This window comes from Mesorhizobium sp. M0816, assembly GCF_040320005.1.
GTDB lineage: Bacteria > Pseudomonadota > Alphaproteobacteria > Rhizobiales > Rhizobiaceae > Mesorhizobium.
The window spans coordinates 221,932-242,354 of sequence record NZ_JAMYOT010000005.1; the positions used below are offsets into that span (position 1 = coordinate 221,932).

The 20,423-nt window shown below is 62.1% G+C and carries 24 protein-coding genes; 8 read left to right on the plus strand and 16 right to left on the minus strand.

Features of this window, described 5'->3' with window-relative positions:
* Window positions 1–157: 157 nt before the first annotated feature.
* The 3 genes from NKI17_RS09825 to NKI17_RS09835 form a co-directional block, all read right to left on the minus strand.
* The gene (locus tag NKI17_RS09825) at window positions 158–946 is read right to left on the minus strand and encodes an ATP-binding cassette domain-containing protein (RefSeq protein WP_352618611.1); all 789 of its coding nucleotides are present in this window, start codon (window positions 944–946) and stop codon (window positions 158–160) included.
* Window positions 943–2,025, minus strand: coding sequence for an ABC transporter permease (locus tag NKI17_RS09830; protein ID WP_023679302.1), 1,083 nt, complete (start codon window positions 2,023–2,025; stop codon window positions 943–945). Before NKI17_RS09830 ends, NKI17_RS09825 begins: the two co-directional genes overlap by 4 nt.
* 88 nt (window positions 2,026–2,113) lie before the next feature.
* Window positions 2,114–3,130 (minus strand): sugar ABC transporter substrate-binding protein, encoded by a 1,017-nt coding sequence (locus NKI17_RS09835; RefSeq protein WP_352449223.1) that lies wholly within the window; start codon window positions 3,128–3,130, stop codon window positions 2,114–2,116.
* Window positions 3,131–3,359: 229 nt separating this feature from the next.
* Here NKI17_RS09835 and NKI17_RS09840 point away from each other — a divergent pair, with 229 nt between their 5' ends.
* The 6 genes from NKI17_RS09840 (at window position 3,360) to NKI17_RS09865 (ending at window position 8,760) form a co-directional block, all read left to right on the plus strand.
* On the plus strand, window positions 3,360–4,589 hold the full coding sequence (locus NKI17_RS09840; protein WP_352905781.1) for an ROK family transcriptional regulator: 1,230 nt from the start codon (window positions 3,360–3,362) through the stop codon (window positions 4,587–4,589).
* Between the two features lie 2 nt (window positions 4,590–4,591).
* Window positions 4,592–5,038 (plus strand): RbsD/FucU family protein, encoded by a 447-nt coding sequence (locus NKI17_RS09845; protein ID WP_352645766.1) that lies wholly within the window; start codon window positions 4,592–4,594, stop codon window positions 5,036–5,038.
* Window positions 5,035–5,958, plus strand: coding sequence for a carbohydrate kinase family protein (locus NKI17_RS09850; protein ID WP_352905784.1), 924 nt, complete (start codon window positions 5,035–5,037; stop codon window positions 5,956–5,958). Before NKI17_RS09845 ends, NKI17_RS09850 begins: the two co-directional genes overlap by 4 nt.
* Before the next feature lie 253 nt (window positions 5,959–6,211).
* Entirely contained in the window at window positions 6,212–7,354 is a 1,143-nt protein-coding gene (locus NKI17_RS09855; protein WP_352905786.1) for a DegT/DnrJ/EryC1/StrS family aminotransferase, read from the plus strand.
* A gap of 18 nt (window positions 7,355–7,372) precedes the next feature.
* Window positions 7,373–7,579 (plus strand): hypothetical protein, encoded by a 207-nt coding sequence (locus NKI17_RS09860; RefSeq protein ID WP_352576853.1) that lies wholly within the window; start codon window positions 7,373–7,375, stop codon window positions 7,577–7,579.
* 161 nt (window positions 7,580–7,740) lie between these two features.
* Window positions 7,741–8,760: an LLM class flavin-dependent oxidoreductase gene (locus NKI17_RS09865; RefSeq protein ID WP_352645761.1), complete on the plus strand. Its 1,020-nt coding sequence runs from the start codon at window positions 7,741–7,743 to the stop codon at window positions 8,758–8,760.
* Window positions 8,761–8,811: 51 nt separating this feature from the next.
* Here the strand turns inward: NKI17_RS09865 and NKI17_RS09870 are convergent, their stop codons facing one another.
* The 3 genes from NKI17_RS09870 to NKI17_RS09880 all read right to left on the minus strand — a co-directional run bounded on the left by NKI17_RS09870 (window position 8,812) and on the right by NKI17_RS09880 (window position 10,421).
* Window positions 8,812–9,294 carry an RES family NAD+ phosphorylase gene (locus NKI17_RS09870; RefSeq protein ID WP_352905788.1) on the minus strand — a complete coding sequence of 161 codons (483 nt, stop codon included), beginning with the start codon at window positions 9,292–9,294 and terminating at the stop codon, window positions 8,812–8,814.
* Window positions 9,291–9,725, minus strand: a complete 435-nt coding sequence (locus tag NKI17_RS09875; protein WP_352905873.1) for an antitoxin Xre-like helix-turn-helix domain-containing protein — start codon at window positions 9,723–9,725, stop codon at window positions 9,291–9,293. Before NKI17_RS09875 ends, NKI17_RS09870 begins: the two co-directional genes overlap by 4 nt.
* A gap of 69 nt (window positions 9,726–9,794) precedes the next feature.
* Window positions 9,795–10,421 (minus strand): CDP-alcohol phosphatidyltransferase family protein, encoded by a 627-nt coding sequence (locus tag NKI17_RS09880; RefSeq protein WP_352905790.1) that lies wholly within the window; start codon window positions 10,419–10,421, stop codon window positions 9,795–9,797.
* Window positions 10,422–10,474: 53 nt separating this feature from the next.
* On the opposite strand from NKI17_RS09880, the gene NKI17_RS09885 reads away from it, so the two are divergent.
* A complete protein-coding gene (locus NKI17_RS09885; protein WP_352905792.1) occupies window positions 10,475–11,170 on the plus strand; it encodes a phosphatidylglycerophosphatase A family protein in 696 nt (231 codons plus the stop codon).
* Window positions 11,171–11,412: 242 nt separating this feature from the next.
* On the opposite strand, the gene NKI17_RS09890 is transcribed toward NKI17_RS09885, so the two are convergent.
* The gene (locus NKI17_RS09890; RefSeq protein WP_352905794.1) at window positions 11,413–13,014 is read right to left on the minus strand and encodes an FAD-dependent monooxygenase; all 1,602 of its coding nucleotides are present in this window, start codon (window positions 13,012–13,014) and stop codon (window positions 11,413–11,415) included.
* A gap of 97 nt (window positions 13,015–13,111) precedes the next feature.
* Between NKI17_RS09890 and NKI17_RS09895 the strand changes: the two genes are divergently transcribed.
* Window positions 13,112–13,555, plus strand: coding sequence for a MarR family winged helix-turn-helix transcriptional regulator (locus NKI17_RS09895; RefSeq protein WP_352905795.1), 444 nt, complete (start codon window positions 13,112–13,114; stop codon window positions 13,553–13,555).
* Window positions 13,556–13,926: 371 nt separating this feature from the next.
* On the opposite strand, the gene NKI17_RS09900 is transcribed toward NKI17_RS09895, so the two are convergent.
* The 9 genes from NKI17_RS09900 to NKI17_RS09940 form a co-directional block, all read right to left on the minus strand.
* Entirely contained in the window at window positions 13,927–15,216 is a 1,290-nt protein-coding gene (locus NKI17_RS09900; RefSeq protein WP_352905797.1) for an ABC transporter substrate-binding protein, read from the minus strand.
* Between the two features lie 28 nt (window positions 15,217–15,244).
* A complete protein-coding gene (locus NKI17_RS09905; protein ID WP_352905799.1) occupies window positions 15,245–16,081 on the minus strand; it encodes a carbohydrate ABC transporter permease in 837 nt (278 codons plus the stop codon).
* Entirely contained in the window at window positions 16,071–17,018 is a 948-nt protein-coding gene (locus NKI17_RS09910; protein WP_352569921.1) for a carbohydrate ABC transporter permease, read from the minus strand. Before NKI17_RS09910 ends, NKI17_RS09905 begins: the two co-directional genes overlap by 11 nt.
* A 24-nt stretch (window positions 17,019–17,042) precedes the next feature.
* Window positions 17,043–17,906, minus strand: a complete 864-nt coding sequence (locus tag NKI17_RS09915; RefSeq protein ID WP_352569922.1) for a TauD/TfdA dioxygenase family protein — start codon at window positions 17,904–17,906, stop codon at window positions 17,043–17,045.
* A 111-nt stretch (window positions 17,907–18,017) separates the two neighbouring features.
* Window positions 18,018–18,680 carry a TetR/AcrR family transcriptional regulator gene (locus NKI17_RS09920; protein ID WP_352569923.1) on the minus strand — a complete coding sequence of 221 codons (663 nt, stop codon included), beginning with the start codon at window positions 18,678–18,680 and terminating at the stop codon, window positions 18,018–18,020.
* A gap of 38 nt (window positions 18,681–18,718) precedes the next feature.
* Window positions 18,719–19,111: a DUF982 domain-containing protein gene (locus tag NKI17_RS09925; RefSeq protein WP_352569925.1), complete on the minus strand. Its 393-nt coding sequence runs from the start codon at window positions 19,109–19,111 to the stop codon at window positions 18,719–18,721.
* Between the two features lie 8 nt (window positions 19,112–19,119).
* Window positions 19,120–19,365, minus strand: a complete 246-nt coding sequence (locus NKI17_RS09930) for a DUF982 domain-containing protein (protein WP_352496211.1) — start codon at window positions 19,363–19,365, stop codon at window positions 19,120–19,122.
* An 8-nt stretch (window positions 19,366–19,373) separates the two neighbouring features.
* A complete protein-coding gene (locus NKI17_RS09935) occupies window positions 19,374–19,586 on the minus strand; it encodes a DUF982 domain-containing protein (RefSeq protein ID WP_352905802.1) in 213 nt (70 codons plus the stop codon).
* Window positions 19,587–19,852: 266 nt separating this feature from the next.
* A complete protein-coding gene (locus NKI17_RS09940; RefSeq protein WP_352503357.1) occupies window positions 19,853–20,095 on the minus strand; it encodes a DUF982 domain-containing protein in 243 nt (80 codons plus the stop codon).
* Window positions 20,096–20,423: the final 328 nt, after the last annotated feature.

The window sequence follows — 20,423 nt, forward strand, 5'->3', positions numbered from 1 at the left end:
TTGCCAGGATCATGCGGCTTTCACCATCTCTGCCAATGCTAGTGCATCCCACCGGATGTTCAATCGATTCGGGTGATCGCAAGCCGGGTTGCCCTGCGGCAATTTGGCCGTGAAACACCGCGTTGGGCGCCCTCCGCGACGGGCCTCAAGTTCTTGCTCAGGCCGCCAGCGCCGCTTCCGGCGGCACCTTGGCGCCGGTCATGAAGGCGACCGCGTCGGACATCGTATACTGCTTCGGATCGATGACGCAGAGGCGACGGCCGAGCCGGTGAATGTGGATGCGGTCCGCCACCTCGAAAACATGCGGCATGTTGTGTGAAATCAGCACGATCGGCAGGCCACGCCGTTTGACGTCGAGGATCAGTTCGAGCACGCGGCGGCTCTCCTTGACGCCGAGCGCGGCCGTCGGCTCATCCATGATGACCATCTTCGAGCCGAAGGCGGCGGCACGCGCCACCGCCACGCCTTGGCGCTGGCCGCCCGAAAGCGTTTCCACCGCCTGGCTGATGTTCTGGATCGTCATCAGGCCAAGCTCGGTGAGCTTGTCGCGGGCACGCTTTTCCATCGCCGGACGGTCGAGCATGCGCAGCCATTCACCGAGGAACCCCGGCTTGCGGATCTCCCGGCCGAGGAACATGTTGTCAGCGATCGACAGCGCCGGCGACAGCGCCAGGTTCTGGTAGACGGTCTCGATGCCGGCCTCGCGGGCCTCCATCGGCGATTTGAAGGCAATGGGCTTGCCTTCAAGCCGTATCTCACCTTCGTCCGGGGTGACCGCTCCGGAAATGGCTTTGATAAGCGATGACTTGCCGGCGCCGTTGTCGCCAATGACAGCAAGGATTTCCCCCGGATAGAGGTCGAAGTCTGCGCTGTCGAGAGCGGTGACGCGGCCGTAGCGCTTGACCAGGCTGCGCGCGGTAAGGATCGGTTCGTGAATCTGGTTCATGCCGAGATCTTCCTGATCCACTGGTCGATACCAACAGCGATGATGATAAGGGCTCCGACGGACAATTGCGTCCATTGCGGGTCTGTCCCCCAAAGCCTGAGGCCGAGCGCGAACACGCCGACGATCAGCGCACCGAAGATGGTCCCGAGGATGGAGCCGCGGCCGCCGAACAGCGAAGTGCCGCCGATCACCACGGCGGTAATCGAATTGATGTTCTCGAACTGCCCGGCCTGCGGCGAGACCGATCCGATGCGTCCGATCAGGGCCCAGCCGGCGATGGCGCAAATGATACCAGTCAGCGTGTAGACCGCGACCAGCATCCGGCTGACGCGCACACCCGACAGCTCCGCGGCCTCCGGGTCGTCTCCGACCGCATAGACATGCCGGCCCCACGCGGTGTGATTGAGCACGTACCAGGCAATTGCCGCCATGATCAGCACCAACAGCACGCCATAGGTGAAGACGGCGCCGCCGATCCTGAACGATCCGCCGAAAAACTGCAGCAGCGGCGCCGTCGTCTCGAGATCCTGGCTGCGGATGGTCTCGTTACCGGAATAGATGAAGTTGATGGCAGCGTAGATCGACCAGGTGCCGAGCGTCACGATGAAGGGCGGCAGTTTCACCCAGGCGATGAGAATGCCGTTGATCAAGCCGCAAATCGCGCCGACAAGCAGCCCGACGGCAACGGCCACCGGCGCTGGGACACCGTAGTGCATGGCAAACTGGCCCATGACGACCGAGCTCAGCACCATGATGGCGCCGACGGACAGGTCGATGCCGGCGGTGAGCACCACCAGTGTCTGCGCGATGCCGACCATGCCGGTTATCGCCACCTGCTGGAGGATCAGGGTGAGGGTGAAAGGAGAAAAGAAGCGTCCGCCGACGACGACTGCGAACAGAGCCACCGAGATGATCAGGATGATCAGCGGCACCATGGCAGGGCTTTTGTGCAAGCGGTGTTGGATGCTCTCCAGCGTCGAGCGGGAATGCGTCTCGAATGAAGCGACGCTGGTGTCGCTAGTGGCCAGGACCGTCTCGAATTCCTGCGGTCCCTTGCTCCTGGTTGTTTCGACGCTCAAGTCGACCTCCCGCCTGTGATGTGGAGCGGCCGAAACCGCTCCACATTCTCTATTGTTCTTTTGAAGTTGAGCCGATCAGGGGATCAAATCAACCCCAGCACTTGCTGAGGCCTTGCTTCGTGTCGATGGATTCGATGCCGGCGGCAGGCTTGTCGGTGATCAGCGTCACGCCGGTGTTGTAGAAGTTCAGACCGGGCGACGGCTCAGGCTTCTTGCCGCTGTCGGCAAAGGTCTTAATCGCCTCGATGCCGAGCGAGGCCATGAGCAGTGGATATTGCTGTGAAGTGGCGCCGATCACGCCCTCGGCAACGTTCTTGACACCCGGGCAGCCGCCATCGACCGAGACAATCAGGACGTCCTTCTCCTTGCCGACGGCCTTCAGCGCCTGGTAGGCGCCCGCGGCCGCAGGTTCGTTGATGGTGTAGACGACGTTGATATCCGGATCCTTCTGCAGGCAATTCTCCATGGCAGTGTGCCCGCCATCCTCATTGCCGCTCGACAGATCGTGACAGACATTGCGTGCGTCGGTTTCGTCGCCGATCTTGTTGGGGTCGCCGAGGTCGATGCCGAAGCCCTTCATGAAGCCTTGATCACGCTGCACGTCGACAGAGGGCTGGCTGGCGATAAGATCCATGTAGGCGATGTGCGCGTCCTTGGCCTTGTCGCCCAAGGTGGCCTTTGCCCAGGAGCCGATAAGCTCGCCGGCCTTGAAATTGTCGGTCGCAAACGTCGCATCCGCGGCGTCGGCAGGCTCGAGCTGGGTGTCCAGAGCGATCACCAGCACCCCTGCATCACGCGCCTTCTTCACCGCCGGCACGATGGCCGCAGTGTCGGTGGCGGTGATCAAAATGCCCTTGGCGCCGTCGGCGATGCAGGATTCGATCGCCGCAACCTGGCCCTCATTGTCGCCTTCCGCCTTGCCGGCGTAGGCCTTCAGATCGACACCAATTTCCTTGGCTTTCGCGGCGGCACCTTCCTTCATCTTGACGAAGAAGGGATTGGTGTCGGTCTTGGTGATCAAGCAGGCGCCGACCCCGGCGGCCGATGCCGTCGACGCAAAGGCCATCAGGCTCAGTCCGGCCGCGGCAAACACGGTGGATTTCAACAGTTTTGACGTGGTCACGATTTTCCTCCCATGGAACCATTTAGGATGCCGGCCAACCGGCATCTGCAGCGCGTCCGACGAAATCTCCCAGTGTCGACGCCGATCTCAAGAGACACCAGTCCGCCAGCACTGTCAATAATTAAATCACTCTTATTTATTATTGACATCGCAGGATTGTTCACCCACTCTAGACCAAAAGCATTGAGGGGAAACGACGGGAGGAACAGGGGTGGAGACCGGCGTTACGAGGCACGGTTCGCCCGATGCGGCCGAAAGCCGCCTGCACCGCGGCACCAATCAAAGCGGCATGCGGGACCACAATGAGCGGCTGGTGCTGTCGCTGGTGCGTCAGCACGGCAGCCTGGCCAAATCCGATATTGCGCGCATGACGGGCCTTTCGGCGCAGACAGTGTCCGTCATCATGCGCGAGCTGGAGGAGGACGACCTGCTCGTCCGCCAGGCGCCGTTGCGCGGCAAGATCGGCCAGCCCTCGATACCCATGGCGCTCAATCCCGACGGCGCCTATTTCATCGGCCTGAAGATCGGCCGCCGCAGCGCCGAGCTGGTGCTGATCGATTTCCTCGGCAATGTGCGCTCGATGCTGCAGCATTCGTACCGCTATCCGGCGCCGCGCGAGACGGTGGAATTCGTCACGAGCGGCATGAAGAAGATGCGCGGCGAACTCACCCCTGCGCAGGACAAACGCATCGCCGGGCTTGGCATCGCCATGCCGTTCGAATTGTGGAACTGGGCCGATACCGCCGGCGCGCCGCGTGAAATCATGGACGAATGGCGCCATCGCGACATCCGCGCCGACATCCAGGCGCAATGCGAATTTCCAGTCTATCTGCAGAACGATGCCACCTCGGCCTGCGGCGCCGAGCTCGTGTTCGGCAACGCGGCGGGCGCGGCGCGCGATTTCGTCTATTTCTACATCGGCGCCTTTGCCGGCGGCGGCATCGTGCTGAACGGCCGGCTGTTTGGCGGCCCAACCGGCAATGCCGGCGCGCTGGGCTCAATGCCGGTGCCCGGGCCTGACGGCAAGCCGACGCAGTTGATTGACGTGGCGTCGATCGCCATGCTGGAGAAGGCGCTCAACGCACGCGGCGTCGAGGCCTCGCATCTGTGGACATCACCGGGGGACTGGGGCGAGATCGGTGCCGAGCTCGACGACTGGATCGCCAGCGCTTCGCAGGCGCTCGCTTATGCCATCGTGGCGGCGTCCTCTGTCATCGATTTCGAAGCGGCGGTGATCGACGGATGGATGCCGCTCGGCGTGCGCCGGCGGCTTGTCGATGCTGTCATCGAAGCCATCGGCAGGATCGACGGCGAAGGCCTGAGGCTGCCGGCCGTTCGCGAGGGAACGGTCGGCATCCATGCGCGGGCGCTGGGTGGCGCCAGCCTGCCGCTGTCGGAGCGCTTCCTCATCGGCTCGACCACGATTTCCCGGAGCTTCTGAGCATGCTGATCGGTATCCCGGCGCTGCTCGGCCCGGAGCTTCTGGCGATGTTGCGCGCCATGGGACATGGCGACGAGATCGCGCTGGTCGACGGCAACTACCCGGCCGAACAGCAGGCACAGCGGCTGATCCGCGCCGACGGTCATCATCTCGCCCCGGTGCTCGATGCGGTATTGAGCGTATTGCCTGTCGACGACGCCGTGCCGCAGGCGCTGTTTCGCGCCTCGGCCAAAGGCGATCCCCTGCTCGCCGATCCGGTTCACCATGAGATGGAAGCGATCTGCGCCAGGCGTGCGCCGGGCCGCAAGGTGGTTGCGCTTGCCGGCGCTGACTTCTATGCACGGGTCAAGGCCGCGCACGCGATCGTCGCGACGAGCGAGCCGCGGCTTTATGCCAACATAATCATTCGCAAGGGCGTGATCTATCCGCCGGAAAGCAAGACTTCATGATCCTCTGCTGCGGCGAAGCCCTGATCGACATGCTGCCGCGCACCACGACCGAGGGCGAGCCGGCCTTTGCGCCTTATGTCGGCGGTGCCGTCTTCAACTCGGCCATTGCGCTCGGCCGGCTCGGCGCGCCGGCCGGCTTCTTCTCCGGCCTGTCGTCGGATCTGTTCGGCGGCCAGTTCAGGGAGGCACTGGGGGCCAGCAAGGTCAGCTCGACCTATGCGCACACTTCGCCGCGGCCGACCACGCTCGCCTTCGTGCGGCTCAGCAACGGCCAGGCGACCTACACCTTCTACGACGAGAACACCGCCGGGCGCATGCTGACCATCGAGGACTTGCCGGAACTCGGCAGCGAGATCGAGGCCATGCTGTTCGGCGCCATCAGCCTGATCTCGGAGCCGGCCGGATCGGCCTATGAGGAGTTCATGCGACGCGAGCATGAGCGCCGCGTGATGATGCTCGACCCCAACATCCGGCCAAACTTCATTCCCGACAAAGCCAAGCACCTCAGGCGCATCCGCGGCATGATGGCGATGGCCGACATCGTGAAACTGTCGGACGAGGATCTGAACTGGTTCGGCGAAGCCGGCTCGCATGAGGACGTCGTCCGCAACTGGCTGGATCGCGGCCCGAAGCTGATCGTCGTCACCCACGGCAGCGAGGGCGCGGTCGGTTACAGCAGCCAGCACCGCGTCACGGTCGTGCCGGACAAGGTCGAGGTGGTCGATACGGTCGGCGCCGGCGACACGTTCAATGCCGGCATCCTCGCCTCCTTACACGAGCAGGGCCTGCTGTCGAAGACGGCAATCGCCAGTTTGCCGGAAGACGCCATCCAAAAGGCGCTGACGCTCGGCGCCAAGGCCGCGGCGGTGACGGTATCGCGGGCCGGCGCCAACCCGCCATGGCGGCATGAAATCGCCTGACCGGCTGGTGCGCAGCCCATGGACTGCTCACCGGCGATCACTTTATGTTTCGTCCAGCCTGGCGGGCGGGATGCGAAGCCTGTATCAGGCCGGCCGAAGCCCGGATTTCCCCGCGTTTAAGAGGGCAGATCGGAAATCAGAGGTAACAGGCTGCGACACTTGAGCAATTCAGGGTTTTGCCCTGCGGCTTTCTCGGCCGTGCCAAGTCTGCTACCAGCGGCCGGTTATCTGGCTAAAACCGTTTGAGGCCGACATGCAGTTCATCGATCTTGGCGCGCAGCGCGAACGCATCCGCGACAGGCTGAAGGCGGCAATCGACCGCGTCGTCGACGAAGGCCGCTATATTCTGGGGCCGCAGGTCACCGAATTCGAAAACAAGCTCGCCGCCTATATCGGCACCAAGCATGTGGTCGCTTGCGCCAACGGCACCGATGCGCTGCTGCTGCCGCTGTTTGCCGCCGGCATCGGCCCGGGCGACGCGGTGTTCGTGCCGAGCTTCACCTTCGCCGCCACGGCCGAAGTGGTGGCGCTGACCAGGGCCGAACCGGTGTTCGTCGACGTCGATGCCGACAGCTACAATATCGACATCGCCAGCCTCGAGGCGGCAATCGCCATGATCAAGGCGGAGGGCCGGCTGAGGCCGAAGGCAATCATTCCCGTAGACCTGTTCGGCCTCGCCGCCGATTACGAGGCGATCATGGCCATCGCCGATCGCGAAGGCCTGATGGTCATCGAGGATGCGGCGCAGGCGACCGGCGGCTCGGCTCACGGCAAGATGTGCGGCTCGTTCGGCACCGTCGGCTCGACCAGCTTCTATCCGGCAAAGCCGCTTGGCTGCTATGGCGACGGCGGTGCGATGTTCACCAATGACGATGCGCTGGCCGAACAGCTGCGCTCGTTCGCCTTTCACGGAAAGGGCGAAACGCAATACGACAATGTCCGCGTCGGCATCAATTCACGGCTCGACACGCTTCAGGCGGCGATCCTGATCGAGAAGCTGGCCATCCTCGAAGACGAGATGGTGGCGCGGCAAGCGGTCGCCAATCGCTATGCCGAAGGTCTCGGCGATATCGTCAAGGCGGCGCGCAATCTGGGCGGCGGCCGCTCGGCCTGGGCGCAATACGCCATCGAAACGCCGAAACGCGACGGGCTCAAGGCACATCTCGGTGAAAAGGGCATTCCGTCGGTCATCTACTATGTGAAACCGCTGCACAGCCAGATTGCCTATCGCGATTATCCGCGCACGCCGACCGGCCTTGCCGTTTCGGAAGAGTTGCCGAAGCGCATCCTGTGCCTGCCGATGCATCCCTATCTGAGCGAGGCTGACCAGGACCGGATCATCGAAACGATCCGTAACTATATCGGCTCGAATTCGGCGCATGTAGCGGCGGCATAAATTCGAAAGTTTCGAAGAGTGGTCGCGGAATACATCGACGAGTTCATCATGTTCTGCGCCGGGTTGTGGATGGCTGGCGTCGGCTTCGGATTTCTCGCGGACCCGTTCCAAGCTCGCCCCGGCCAGCAGCAAGCATGGTGGACCAACTTTGGGACTCGCTTCAAATGGATGGGACCGCTGTTGATCCTCATCGCGATATTGCTCGCGTTCGCGGCACCTTCCTAGACTCGCGTCCGACGGCAGCTCGGCACGGTCGGCATCGTTGATCAACAACCGCCGATTCAAGCTTTGCGCGTCAAGGCAGGCGATCATCGGCACCGATTTTGCGATGCTTTGCTGCGCGCCGCAGCATAGTCTGCACCTGGCTCCCCTTTAGGCTGGTTCTCATGAAGAAGATTGGTTTCCTCTCGTTCGGGCATTGGACGCCCTCGCCGCAATCGCAGACGCGGACGGCATCCGACGCGCTTTTGCAGTCCGTCGACCTGGCCGTCGCGGCCGAGGAGCTGGGTGCGGACGGCGCGTATTTCCGCGTGCATCACTTCGCGCGCCAGCTCGCCTCGCCCTTCCCGCTGCTGGCGGCGGTTGGGGCGAAGACCAGCCGAATCGAGATCGGCACGGCGGTGATCGACATGCGCTATGAGAACCCGCTCTACATGGCCGAGGACGCCGGCGCCGCCGACCTAATCGCCGGAGGGCGTCTGCAGCTGGGCATCAGCCGCGGCTCGCCGGAGCAGGTGATCGAGGGATGGCGCTACTTCGGCTACGCCCCGCAAGAGGGCGAGAGCGATGCCGACATGGCCCGCAGACACACCGGAGTGCTGCTCGAAGTGTTGCTGGGCAAAGGCTTTGCGCAGCCCAATCCGCGGCCGATGTTTCCCAACCCGCCCGGCCTGCTTCGCGTTGAACCACACTCGGAGGGCCTGCGCGACCGCATCTGGTGGGGCGCCGCCACCAACGCCACGGCGGAATGGGCGGCGAAGCTGGGGATGAACCTGCAGAGTTCCACGCTCAAATTCGATGAAGGCGGAAAGCCGTTTCACATCCAGCAGGCCGAACAGATCCGGGCTTTTCGTGAGGCCTGGAAGACGGCCGGACACACGCGCGAGCCGCGGGTGTCGGTCAGCCGGAGCATTTTTGCCTTGGTCGACGATCGCGACCGCGCCTATTTCGGCGGCAATGAGAGCGGAGATCAGTTCGGTTACATCGAGGCAGACAGGCGCGCCGTCTTCGGCCGCTCCTATGCCGCCGAGCCGGACATCCTCATCGAGCAGCTAAAGGGCGACGAAGCCATCGCGGAGGCCGATACGCTGCTGCTTACCGTCCCCAACCAGCTCGGGGTCGACTACAACGCCCATGTCATCGAGGCGATTCTGACCCATGTCGCCCCAGGCTTGGCCTGGCGCTGACGAGTTTGAACAATCGACGCCGCAGGCAGGAACCTGCCCCTCCTGACCTGCTCAGGAGCCGAACAGGCGACTGTCCCAATATACGGGTTGATGCAGGCTGGCTGTGATCAAGGCAAACTCCGGATGGGTCGGATTGATCAACACGTTGTTGTCGAGACGAGCCACGACGCTTGGCACGATCAAGATCGCGCTGCGGCGCTCGATATACCACGTCTCGCCGAATTCCTTGCTCACCTTTGCCGGCATCATATCCCACCCCGGCAGCGACGGCTGCGAAAATATCTCGTAGCTTAGCCCGCGCGGAACCATGATGTGGACGTAGTGCTGGTTGGGCGGCAGTCTGCCGCTGCCGTGCACCAGCTTTTCCAGCAACGCTGTCGAGTAGTGCTCGCTGGTGTAAATCACTGGGCTGCCAGGCGTGTTCCAGCGGCCGGGCGCGATCGTCGAGCCCGTCGCGTCAAAGAACGGATAGATGCCGGCAGGATCGCCGATCCTGAAGCACGGCAGCGTCCGATCGAGTATCTGCGCCGTCAAGCGGCAGTGCCGTATTTCAGGCCTGCAAGGATATCGATCACCAGCTCGGCGCCGATCTCGTTTTGGATGACCATTTCGATCGGGCGTCGGTCTTCCAGCATGGGATGAGGTCGAAATAGAAAGTCACGAGCCTCATCTTCGATCTTCCAGACGTCGAGGGCCAAGTCCCATGCACGAGCCACCCGTGCCACCCGCATGCCCTCCTCCGAAGACAGTCGAAGAGCGCCCCTCTTGCGACGTTCATAGGTTGCCTTTGGAACAAGGCGGTATTTGAATTGGGCATCGTCCGGTGCCAGCAATTGTGAGACGCGTTCGAGCGCGCCGATGGGCAATCCGCCTTCAATTCGAGCCATCAGCCCGAATGGGGACCGTGCAGCCGTTTCCTTGGGCGACAGCCCCAGCACGTCGGCTATATTTCCAAATGCTAACATCTCTGCTTCCCATTCATATGAAGCAGTATATAGCCTCACATGAGGCTGAATGCGAGCGTTCTTGCGGTCTCACGGCTGGTTGCCGTCGGCTCGTTTAAGCATCGCAAATGCGCGACTGATCCGTTGCAGCGCTGTGGCGTTGGCCAGCACTGCGTACAGCGCGAACCCGCCCGCCAGAATCCAGGGCGAAGCCGCGCCCATGGCGGTCGCGACTCCGTCCGTGGCGAGCAGCACGCAAATGAACACCAGACGTTCCATCCGCTCGAAGAAATCCGGCCAACCGTGGTTTTTCACAGGGATTTCCAGCGCCGTCCGCGCCTTGGCGTAACTGGTCAGGATCCCGCCGGCGAACGCGAACATTGCGATCGCCCACAGATCGGCGACCCAGCCGATAGCCGCAAAGACGGCCAATTCTTGATAACGGTCGACGACGGCGTCGAAATAGCCACCGGCCTTGGTGCTCATATTTGTCCGGCGGGCGACCGCACCGTCCAGCGCGTCGAAGGTGAAGGCAAACGCCAGGCAAAGGCCAAAGGCAAGACTTGAATGGTGATAGACATAGGCGGCCGACGACAAAGCGACGAGCACGAGCCCGCTGGCCGTAACCTGGTTCGGCGTCATGCCGATCCCGATCAGCGGAGAAGCGGCCTGCTCCCATAGCGGGTCGATGCGACTTTTCATGAGACCGGCGATCATGGCGGCTCCTCTGATGATGTCGTTTCACCGAGCTTTACCAGCAATTTGCGGGTTTGTTCCACCGTCGCCACCGTTCGACTTGGTCAACGCAGACGGAGAACTGGCTCAGCAACGTTCTCAACCCGCCGCAACAGCGATTTCTTTTTGGCGGATGCGGCCGGCGGATTAAGGCGCTCGCCAAAGCTGACGGAGCAAATCGAACGGCGGTCTGGCGGCAGCACCCGAACGATGTGACTATGATTGCTTGCGATCCGTGGGAAGCCGGCCGAGAATCGATGCATGAATTTCCACCCAAGTTCGCCTACCTGCTCGCGACCTCTGTCGGCGCGGGATTATCTCCAATATGGCCGGGCACGGCGGGCGCAATGGTTGGAGTGGCTGTTGCCGCAGCTCTGATACCTGCATCGCCTTGGCTGACCGTGCTTGCCTATGCGGCCCTGTTCGCCGTTGGCGTATGGGCGTCATCGCATGTTATCTCCCGTACCGGGACGGAGGATCCGCAGATCGTCGTCATCGATGAGACCTTCGGCGCCGCCGCGACACTTTCCATGCTTCCGATCGACCCACTCTGGTGGGCAGCAGGCTTCCTTGCTTTCCGGTTTTTCGACGTCGTCAAGCCTTGGCCCATCCGTATCATGCATGACAAGGTAAGGGGTGGGGCCGGCATTATGCTGGACGACGCGGCCGCGGCTGTCGTCGCTGGGGCGTTGCTGCTCCTGCTGAACGGTTTGATCAACCATTTGCCGTAACCGCGACATTCGGTCTCGACTGCCAACGGCCAGCACGATGGTCCATGGGAGTTTAGCACCACAAGGGGAGGACCGGACCAATGCGAAGCTATAGAATCGCGGCCATTCCAGGCGATGGGATCGGCAAGGAAGTCGTAGCGGCCGGGCTTCGTGCGCTGGCCGTCTGCGCCCTTGGCATCGCCCGCATTCCCGGCGACGACATCGGCGTGCCAGAACGCAGGAGGCATCCGCTCTCCCGCCGCTCACCGATGGTGTTCGTGTGCCTGCGTGCGGAAACCAAACCCGTCAAGTGTTTCGATCAGCACCTGTACGCGATCAGGCACACCGTGCATTGACCGCCACGCGACAAAGCCGTCCGGCCTGACCAAGACAGCACCGCCGCTTTCAACCCCGAGCGCGGAAGGCCACCGATGGTCCAAGTCAATCAGATCCCCATTGGCCCCCAAGGCGTGGCAGGTCAGCGGCATACGGAGGCGTTGGCTTACGGCGTCAGCGGCCTGACACCATGCTTCGTCGGCGCAGAGGAGAAGAAGATCGCGATCGCACAAATCGAGACTCGAAATCCGCTGGCCGGCGCGCCCGACCGCGAAATGCGGTAAACGCGTGCCAGGGCGACCCGACAGCTTGGCGGATTTTTGGAACGGGTGATCGTCCGGTGTGGATTCCCGAGCCACGATGCCTGCAGTGTAGCGTTGGCCAAATACCACGTCGTAATCCTCGACGATCGCAACAGGAGGAGGCAACCGCTTCGACGGATCGTCGAACCATTTCTGTAGGCGGGCGAGCGCTTGCGCCAACGTAGCCTCGATGACCGGCCGGCGCTCCATGTCATAGCTATCCAGCAACGAGGGATCGGCATGCCCGCGTGCTACCATCGCAAGCTTCCAGGCAAGGTTATGGGCGTCGTGGATACCTGAATTGCCACCGAAAGCGCCTGTTGGGGGCATCACATGTGCGGCATCCCCCACAAGAAACGCGCGGCCTCGGCGGAATTGGCGCGCTGTGAGGGCGGCCACTTCCCAGGAGCGCGCATCGACAAGCCTCGTCGTGATGTCCGACCGGCCCGCACCTCGTATGATCAGTTCCCTGCACTTGGCTTCATCAAAATTCTGGGGTTTCTCGCCCTTTTCGGGAAAGTACTGGAGCGCCAGAAGCCATCGTCCACCCTCCCTGGGCGTGAAGGTCCCGTTGAGGTCCGTCACGAAGCACGACGTGAAGCGCTTGCCGCGTATCGTCGGAGGCATGTCCGTGTCAAAGACTACATTCATCCAGTTCTGAAGGCCGCCTGCCCCGCTGCGGCTGATCTCCAGCCTCTCTCGCAGGGAACCGTTCGCACCGTCCGCGACGATCAGATAGTCGGCCGAGATGACCTCCTTTGCGCAGGTCGCGATATCGCGAATTTCCGCGCGGACGACGGTCTCGTCCTGATCGAAAGTCACCAGCTCCGTGCTAAAACGCACGTCTGCACCGTTCCGCTCGGCGTAGCGGCGCAGAATCGGTTCCAGGACGTGCTGATCACACGTCGCCGGTTGCGTGGGGCTGAGGGCACTTGCATCCGGCCACGCCGGTCCGCCCCATTGAATCTCCGGATCGGCGAGACTCCTGGCGCGCGCAATAGCGCCTGCCTGCTGGTCCCCCGTCCGATTTGTACGAATCTCCTCTTCGAGGCCGAGGCTTCGGAAGCTCTCCATGCTGCGCGGGGAGATGCCGGCAAACTTGTACTGGATTGACGTGTCGGGATGACGCTCGACGAGGACACACGCAAGGTCGTTGTGAGCCAAAAGGGCGGCCGCCGTCAGACCGTTCAGGCCGCCGCCGACGACGAGAACCGTGGTATTGGTCATCTCGGATCTCCTCTCATTGGTTTGACCACAAAAACATTTTGATTGATCAAATCATATGATTAGTCCAAATATGTGTCAAGTTACGAAGGAGCGTGGAATGAGACCGAGCCAAGATCGCTTGCAGCACGCCACCGAGGCATGGCGCCTGATGTTTGATTTCCTGATCCGGTCCGCGCCGGACCGGTTGGAGATCCAGCGGAAATTGGGCCTGACGCCCAACGACTCGCGCGCCCTCTTCACGCTCGACAAAGATGCGGGCAAGCCGATCGGCGCATTGGCCGCTCAATGGCACTGCGACCCTTCGACGGCAACCTGGCTGACCGATCGGTTGGAGCAGGCGGGGCTCGCCGCACGTGTTCCGTCGCCAAGCGATCGCCGTGTCAAACTTGTCAAGCTTACGGCCAAGGGTGCTGCAACCATTGAGGAATTGACAAGGGAATATCACAAGCCCCCTGCCGAGATGCTTGCGCTTACACGCGCGGATCTGGATCAGCTGGTCGGCCTGGTCAGAAAGTTACAGGCTGGCAAGTTCGAAGGTTGATTACGTCCCCCCGAGGGGGCATCCCGTGCACCACATGAAATAGCAGGCGATAAGCGTCCCGGCGCCGCTCGAAAGCATCTACAGAGTCAGTACGCCATGCGTGCCGACAAGCGGCATCATGGCATCTACCTCGATCATGGGGAGTCGCCGACGGTCAGCGGCCATTGCCTATGCCGCGTAGTGGGATATCGGCGGCGGTGCGATGAACCTGCTATCTGCGCCAGCGCACTGCCAGGCAGTCCTGAGCTCGCGCGATCGAATTCAGGTCCATGGAACATCGCCTCACCCGACGACCACTTTACGACCGTGCTGATCCTCGCCGGTTGGTCGCCTGGCAAGTACCAGGCGACTTGGCGACGTGGCCCGTACGATTACGCTGGCATCAGCGGCTTGACGCGATCGACAATGGCGGCGACCGCTTCCTTCGGGCTCTTGCGACCGAGGACTGCGAGCTGAACCTCCTCGAGAAACGTCGACTGAGCGCGAGCGGCTTCGGGAAAAGCCGGGAAGGCCGGTCGCGCTTTGGCGAGCGCGGCAGCCTCGACCTTCGCCTGCGGCAGCGACCCGGCGAACGACGGCTCGGCATAGGTCGAGGTGCGGACGGGGCCATTGCCGTTGCGCGCCATGTCGAGTGTGGCGGCCTTGCTCGCTACGAAGCGGATGTAGCTCCAGGAGAGCTTCTTGTCCGTCGAATTGGCGGGAATGGCCATCGCCCAGGATTCGACGACCGGATGCATTTCGTGACCGCTGCCGAGGGTTTTGGAGCCGGGGAACTCGATCGCCTTGATCTTTCCCGGTGCGGTCGACTGTTCCTTGTTGTTGAGCTGCGCGTAGCGGGCGAAAGGCAGCACCGCGAAGGCAGCGCGCCCCTGCTGCATCCACGTCACCATGTCGTCGTTGCGCGTTGTGGCATAGCTGCGGGGCAGCGCGCCGGCCTTGAAGAGGTCGGCAAGCACGGACAGGCCTTTTTCCATCGCCTCCGGATCGGGGACCACCTTGAACTGCTTGTCGATGAAATCGCCGCCGAAGGCGCGGGCGAACATGACCGGGAAGACGGCGAGGTCACTCGCAAGGATCATGCCGACGACGGGCGTGCCGGACCTGGAGGTGAAGGTCAGCTTCTTCGCCTGCTCGACCAGCTCCTCCAGCGTGTTCGGTGGCGCCGAAATGCCGGCCTCCTGAAGCAGCTCCTCGTTGTAGAAAAGCCCCTGCGTAGCATGGCGCACCGGAACGCCGACGAGCTTGCCGCCGACGGTCATCGACTGGCGCAGGCCCTCGGCGATATCGTCGAAATCCTCGATCGGCTCGGCTTTCCGGAGATCGTCTAGCGGCTCGAACAGCGAGGCGATCTGCGACGTCATGCGGTTGTCGATGACATAGCCGACGTTGAAATCGGTCTCGCTCAGGCTCGCCTCCCGGAATAGCCGGTCCTGGAGCGGATTGCTGTCGAGCGTGGTCCAGGATATCTGGGCATTGTTCTTGTCCTCCCAGGGCTTGATGACATTGCCAGCGGCGCCGGTCGTCAGGTTGGCTTGGTGGACGCGATGGCAAAGCACGTTCAGCGTCTTTACCTGGGCATGGGCCAACCGACCCAAGGCACCCGTCGCGCCGGCGGCCATCGCCGTCGTCAGCAGGGCTCTGCGTGTCATGTGCAAAGGCATTGTCTTCCTCCCTTTCTCGGTGACGTCGTCACCCCTTGGTCGCGCCGGCGGTCAATCCGGCGACGAGAAACCGGTTCATCAGGACCACGAAGACGAGAACCGGCAGCAATTGGACGGTAGAGGCAGCAAAGAGCACGCCCCAGTCGACGCCATCGATCGAACTGATCATCTCCGAAAGGACCAGAGGCGCGGTCTTGGCGTGGTTGGCGGTAAAGATATAGGCGAACAGAAACTCGTTCCACGCGAAGACGACGACGAAGACGGCGACGGCGAGCATGCCGGGCGCTACGAGCGGCAAGATGATCTTCACAAGGATCGTCAGCGGCCGCGCGCCATCGAGGACGGCCGCCTCGTCGAGTTCGCGCGGTACCTGGTCAATGAACGTGCGCATCAGGAGCGTGCCGAGCGAGACGAAGAAGGTCGCGTAGAGCAGGATCAGCACCAGATGGGTGTCGTTGAGCCCGAGCCGATTGACGACCGGGAACAGTGGCAGCGTCACGACGATCGGCGGGATCAGCCGCGATCCGATCAGAAACATCACTGATCCCTCCAGGAAACGGACGCCTCGATAGCGCGAGTAGGCAAAACCGGCGAGCAGACTTGCCATGACGGCAAGCGCCGTCGCCCCGGTGGTGATGACCAGGCTGTTGACGAGCCCGTCGAAAAAGGCCGGCCAGCGCTGCCACAGCGAGGCGTAGTGCTCGAAGGTCGGTTCGAAGAAGAGCTCCGGTGGAACCGCGAAAATCTCGCGACCGGGTTTGAACGACGAGAGCACGATGAAACCGATCGGAAACAGCGACCAGACGACGATTGCCGCAACAGCGAGCGTCTTTCCGGCACCGATGGCGAGACGCTTAGAACGCATTGGCCACGGATTCCTTGCGCAGCCGCCATACATAGCCAGTCGCAAGCAGCAGCGAGATGACGACCATCATCCACGCCGTCGCGGCCGCCGTGCCGAACGAGTTGTAGCGGAAGCCTTCCTGATAGAGATAAACGGAAACGACCTCGGTCGTGCGCGCCGGGCCGCCCTGGGTCAGGAGCCAGACCTCGGAAAAGAGGCGGAAGGCGAAGATGTAGCGGAAGAGCAGCGCGATCAGGATCGCTGGCGCCAGAAGCGGTAGCGTGATGTTGCGGAAGAGCTGGAACGCGTTGGCCCCGTCGGTGCGCCCAGCCTCGTAGAGCTCCTTCGGAACCGCGAGCCGTGCCGCATAGAGAATGATGAATGTGAATGGCAGGTGCAGCCAGATTGTCAGCAGGCCGACGAGGATGAGGCCATGGGAAGGGATGAACGTCCAGTCGAGCGTCGGCAGCCCGGTGTATCGCAGCATCAGCGTGATCGGCCCGACGTCTGGATCGAACAGGAAGCGCCACATTGCGACCGCCGTCACCTCGCTGATAGCGTAAGGAGCGAGCACCACGACGAGCATGACACGCTGGAAGGGAAGCCCGGAGGCGAAAAGCAGAGCCAGGCCGAGACCGAGCAGAAGTTCGATATGAACCGCGACGGCGACGACGAGGACCGTGTTCCAGATCGAACCCCAAAAATATGGATCGGTGAGGACGCGGATATAGTTATCGAGCCCAACGAAGCTTGCCGATTGGCCGAATGACGAGGCCTCGAAACTCAGCCACAGGACGAAGATGGAGGGCAGCACGATGATCCCAAGCACCAGGAGGTGCACGGGCGTCGCATAGAGATAGGCAGGCGAAAACGCGAAGCGCCGCCTCTTGGTCTCGCCAGCCGCTTCCGCCGCCCCTTCCCCTCTGTGGCCGACGGACGCCTCGGAACCAAATGCCATTGCTCCTCCCTGAGCGGTTGCGCGTCAGCCGTCCCTGGCGGCAAGTGGAACGGTGCCCTCCACCGTCGTTCGGTACATCACCCGGCGATATCCGGGATAATCGTTGATGGCAGTGTGCAGGACGTGGGGATTGTTCCACATGCCGAGCGTCTTCGGTTCCCAACGCAGCCTGCAGTTGAACTCGGGCCGGACAGCCCGCGCCATCAGGAAGTCGATCATCGGCTTGCTTTCTTCCTCCGTCATCCCCTTAAAATTGGTCATCACGCTGCTGACGAAGACATAGCGCCGGCCAGTCTCGGGGTGCCGACAGATCACAGGGTGCTCGACGACGGCATTCTCGATCGCCTCGACATCGGCCTTGACGCCCAGCCGACTGTGGGCCGCGTTGATGGCGAAGACCCCGCGGCCGCTATGGACGCCCGTCAGCCCTTGCAGGATTTCGACCAGCCGCGGCGAAAGCGAGTCATATGCCTTCTCGAGGCTTGAGAAGCATGTGTCGCCGCCGACCGGCGGCACCTCTTCACCGTAGAGGATCGTAATGCCTGGCGGCTTTGGTAGCCAGGCGAGGTCCATGTGCCAGTCCTCGCCGATCACCTTGCCCGTGTCGTCCGGCTCGCGCACGAAGCGCACGATATCGTCGAAGCCGTCGATCGGCGTGTGCACCGGATTGCCGCTAAATGGCCCGAACCGGCGCGCGACCTTGTGGACGCCAGCGGCGTCAAGCTCCTGATCGCGCACGGCGAGCGCATGATACTGGTAGAGCGCGCGGCGAACGTCTTCGAAAGCATCCTCGCTCGCGCCCGCCAGATCGATCCCGCGGATTTCTGCACCGAGCGCTCCAGTGAAGGGGCTGACCTCGAAACGGGTGAATTCGTCATCGCGTAGCACGTGATCCTCCCTTGTACGCGCCTCGTCGCCGCCACGGGCTGACTTACCTGTAAGTAAGTAACCCGGAGGCTAACATCTGTCAACTCGCCCTCGCTTTGATCCACTGGATGTCTAGCCTCGGCGCGAGCCCTTCCCCGCATCCTGCCAAGCTGCGCGGATGATCGCCGCCAGTGCTGCGAAGGTCCTAGCGACCTCGTCGAAGCTTCCGGTGTCCTGCGTCATCGGTGGACAGGACAGAAGGGTAATGCGCAGCATGTGCACGAGTTCGTCCCTGAGCGTGTCGGGAGAAAGTTCTCCATCCTTCACAGCCTGGTCCACCGCATGGCGTAGGCTCTGTTCATAGACCCGGTTGACACGCTCCAGGGCATGTTCGGCTGGTTCGCCGAGAACTGGGAGGTCGTGGCGAAGGCGCGAAAGCGGGCTCCACATATTGCGGGCTCCCGTCTCAGCGTTGAAACGTTCATAGAAGCGGCGCAGATCCTCGAGCTGCATATCGAGACGGTCGAAGAACCGGATATCGGGGGTCGTCCAGAAGCGCTTGATGCGGGCCTCGGCGTTGGCGGCGAAGTCCGCGATCAATTCCTCCATCAGCTGACGCTTGTTGCCGAAGTGATGATGGATGTTGGCGCGCGTCGTGCCGATTGCCGTCGCTATATCGCCGAAGCTGAAACCATCGTGGCCGCGCAGGACATAGAACTCGGCCGCGACCTCTTTGATTCTGCTGCGGGTAGAGTGCGCCTCATCGCCGGGAGATCCTGAAGTGTTGGCTCTCATATCCCTTCCGAAATTCATGCCGCTCGCCATCGCGACAATCAGCATACGAAACGTGCTGCAACCGTCCGCCGGTCGGCACAGACGCGATCAGCGTTGCTACACCATACAATGTCATGGGATGTACCCGTCGTACATGGATCTTCTTCTACGCTCAGGTGGGAACTAATTTGCGCCAGTTCGCGACATTCAACGTTTCGCACGAACATCCCCTCCTCCTTAGCAGCAGCCCCGAAGGCCTTACGGGCCTCCTCCGGGGTCGCCCGATCCTCGACGGCGTCGATGCATAGTTGCACAGCCTTCCTCCACTTAGGTCCCATCTTGATCCACTTCAGGAGTTCCTCGGCGGCACCCTCGACATTGTTACACCCGTAGGTGACCCCAGGTCGGTCGGTCTTGACGTACACCGGAGGGGAGAACCAATGGGTTGCCACGACACCTCCTACTCAGGGGAGAGATACATCTTGGCCTCCTTTGCGGCAGCCTCAAAGGCCTTTCGCACCACCTGAGGGTCAATCGAATCGCCCTCCAGATCTGACAGGCACAGCGTCACCGCCTTATGCCAGCAGGGTCCTCTCCGGGTCCACGTTTTGAGCTGCTCAAGGGCTGCCCTCGCATTGTTGCAGCCATGCCTGACACCGGTTTCAGTCTTCACGAACACCGGAGGGACGAACCAATGGGTTGCCATGATACCTCCTAGTCAGGGGAGAGATACACGTTGGCCTCCTTGGCAGCCGCCTCGAAGGCTTCACGGACCTCTTGGGGGGAGGATTTGCCCTCGAATGCATCGACGCAGGATTGGACAGCCTTGGTCCACTTCGGGCCCTTTGTGTCCCACCCCATGAGCTCCTCGGCGGCTCCCTCGACGTGGCTGACCCCATTGCGAATGCCCGGACGTTTCGTCTTCACGTAGACCGGTGGAGAGAACCAGAGAGGACCCATAAGGGGGAACTTAGAGCGGCAAGAGCCCGCCGACCAACCCCGCTTTAGCCGCAGCTAAGGGAACGATGTAGGCCCTCGCGGGTTTAGAGGTGGCAGCGGGATTCTTCGTGGATGTGCAGCCGCTGTGGGGGGGTCCGTCGCCTCTCCCTCACTGGCGGCGGGCTCCTTTCGCGCGAAGGCGGTGTTGGTAATAGACACCTAGAAGCTTATACCGCATCCAATTTAGCTAGTTCTCATTGGGGGAGTAATGTCCCCTCCTCTTTTGCAGCAGCCAGGAATGCCTTGCGGGCCTCCTCAGGTTCCATCTCGTCGAAAATCACGGCCATGCAAACGCGCACCGCGAGGTCCCAGCAAGGGCCACGCTTGGTCCACTTCATCAGCTCCTCGCCGGCTTTCTCGGCGTTGTTGACGTTGCGGATGATCCCGGGACGCTCGGTCTTGACGGGGACCGGAGGGTTGAACCAGTGGAGAGCCATACGTCACTCTTTGTCGGCCCTATCAAGTTCCTCCAGCAAATACCTTTGCTCAGCCGGCAGCTCCCATTCTACAGGCAGATTTAGCAGGTTGCGAAGGTAATTGCGGATTACCTCTGAGGTGATCCAGTGCCGCACAACTTTGGCAATAACCTTCTGTTTGGCTTTATCGATTTCAACCACATTCGGGCCTACATCTTAAAAGGACCGAACTGCACCTCGAGCGGATTTGTTCCTTAAGGGGGCCAGAATGTTTGATACAAAAATCTGGGCGGGTGATCGGATAACTGGCTCGCGCGAGGCCCCCCGCGCGCCCTTCGTTTCCCACTGG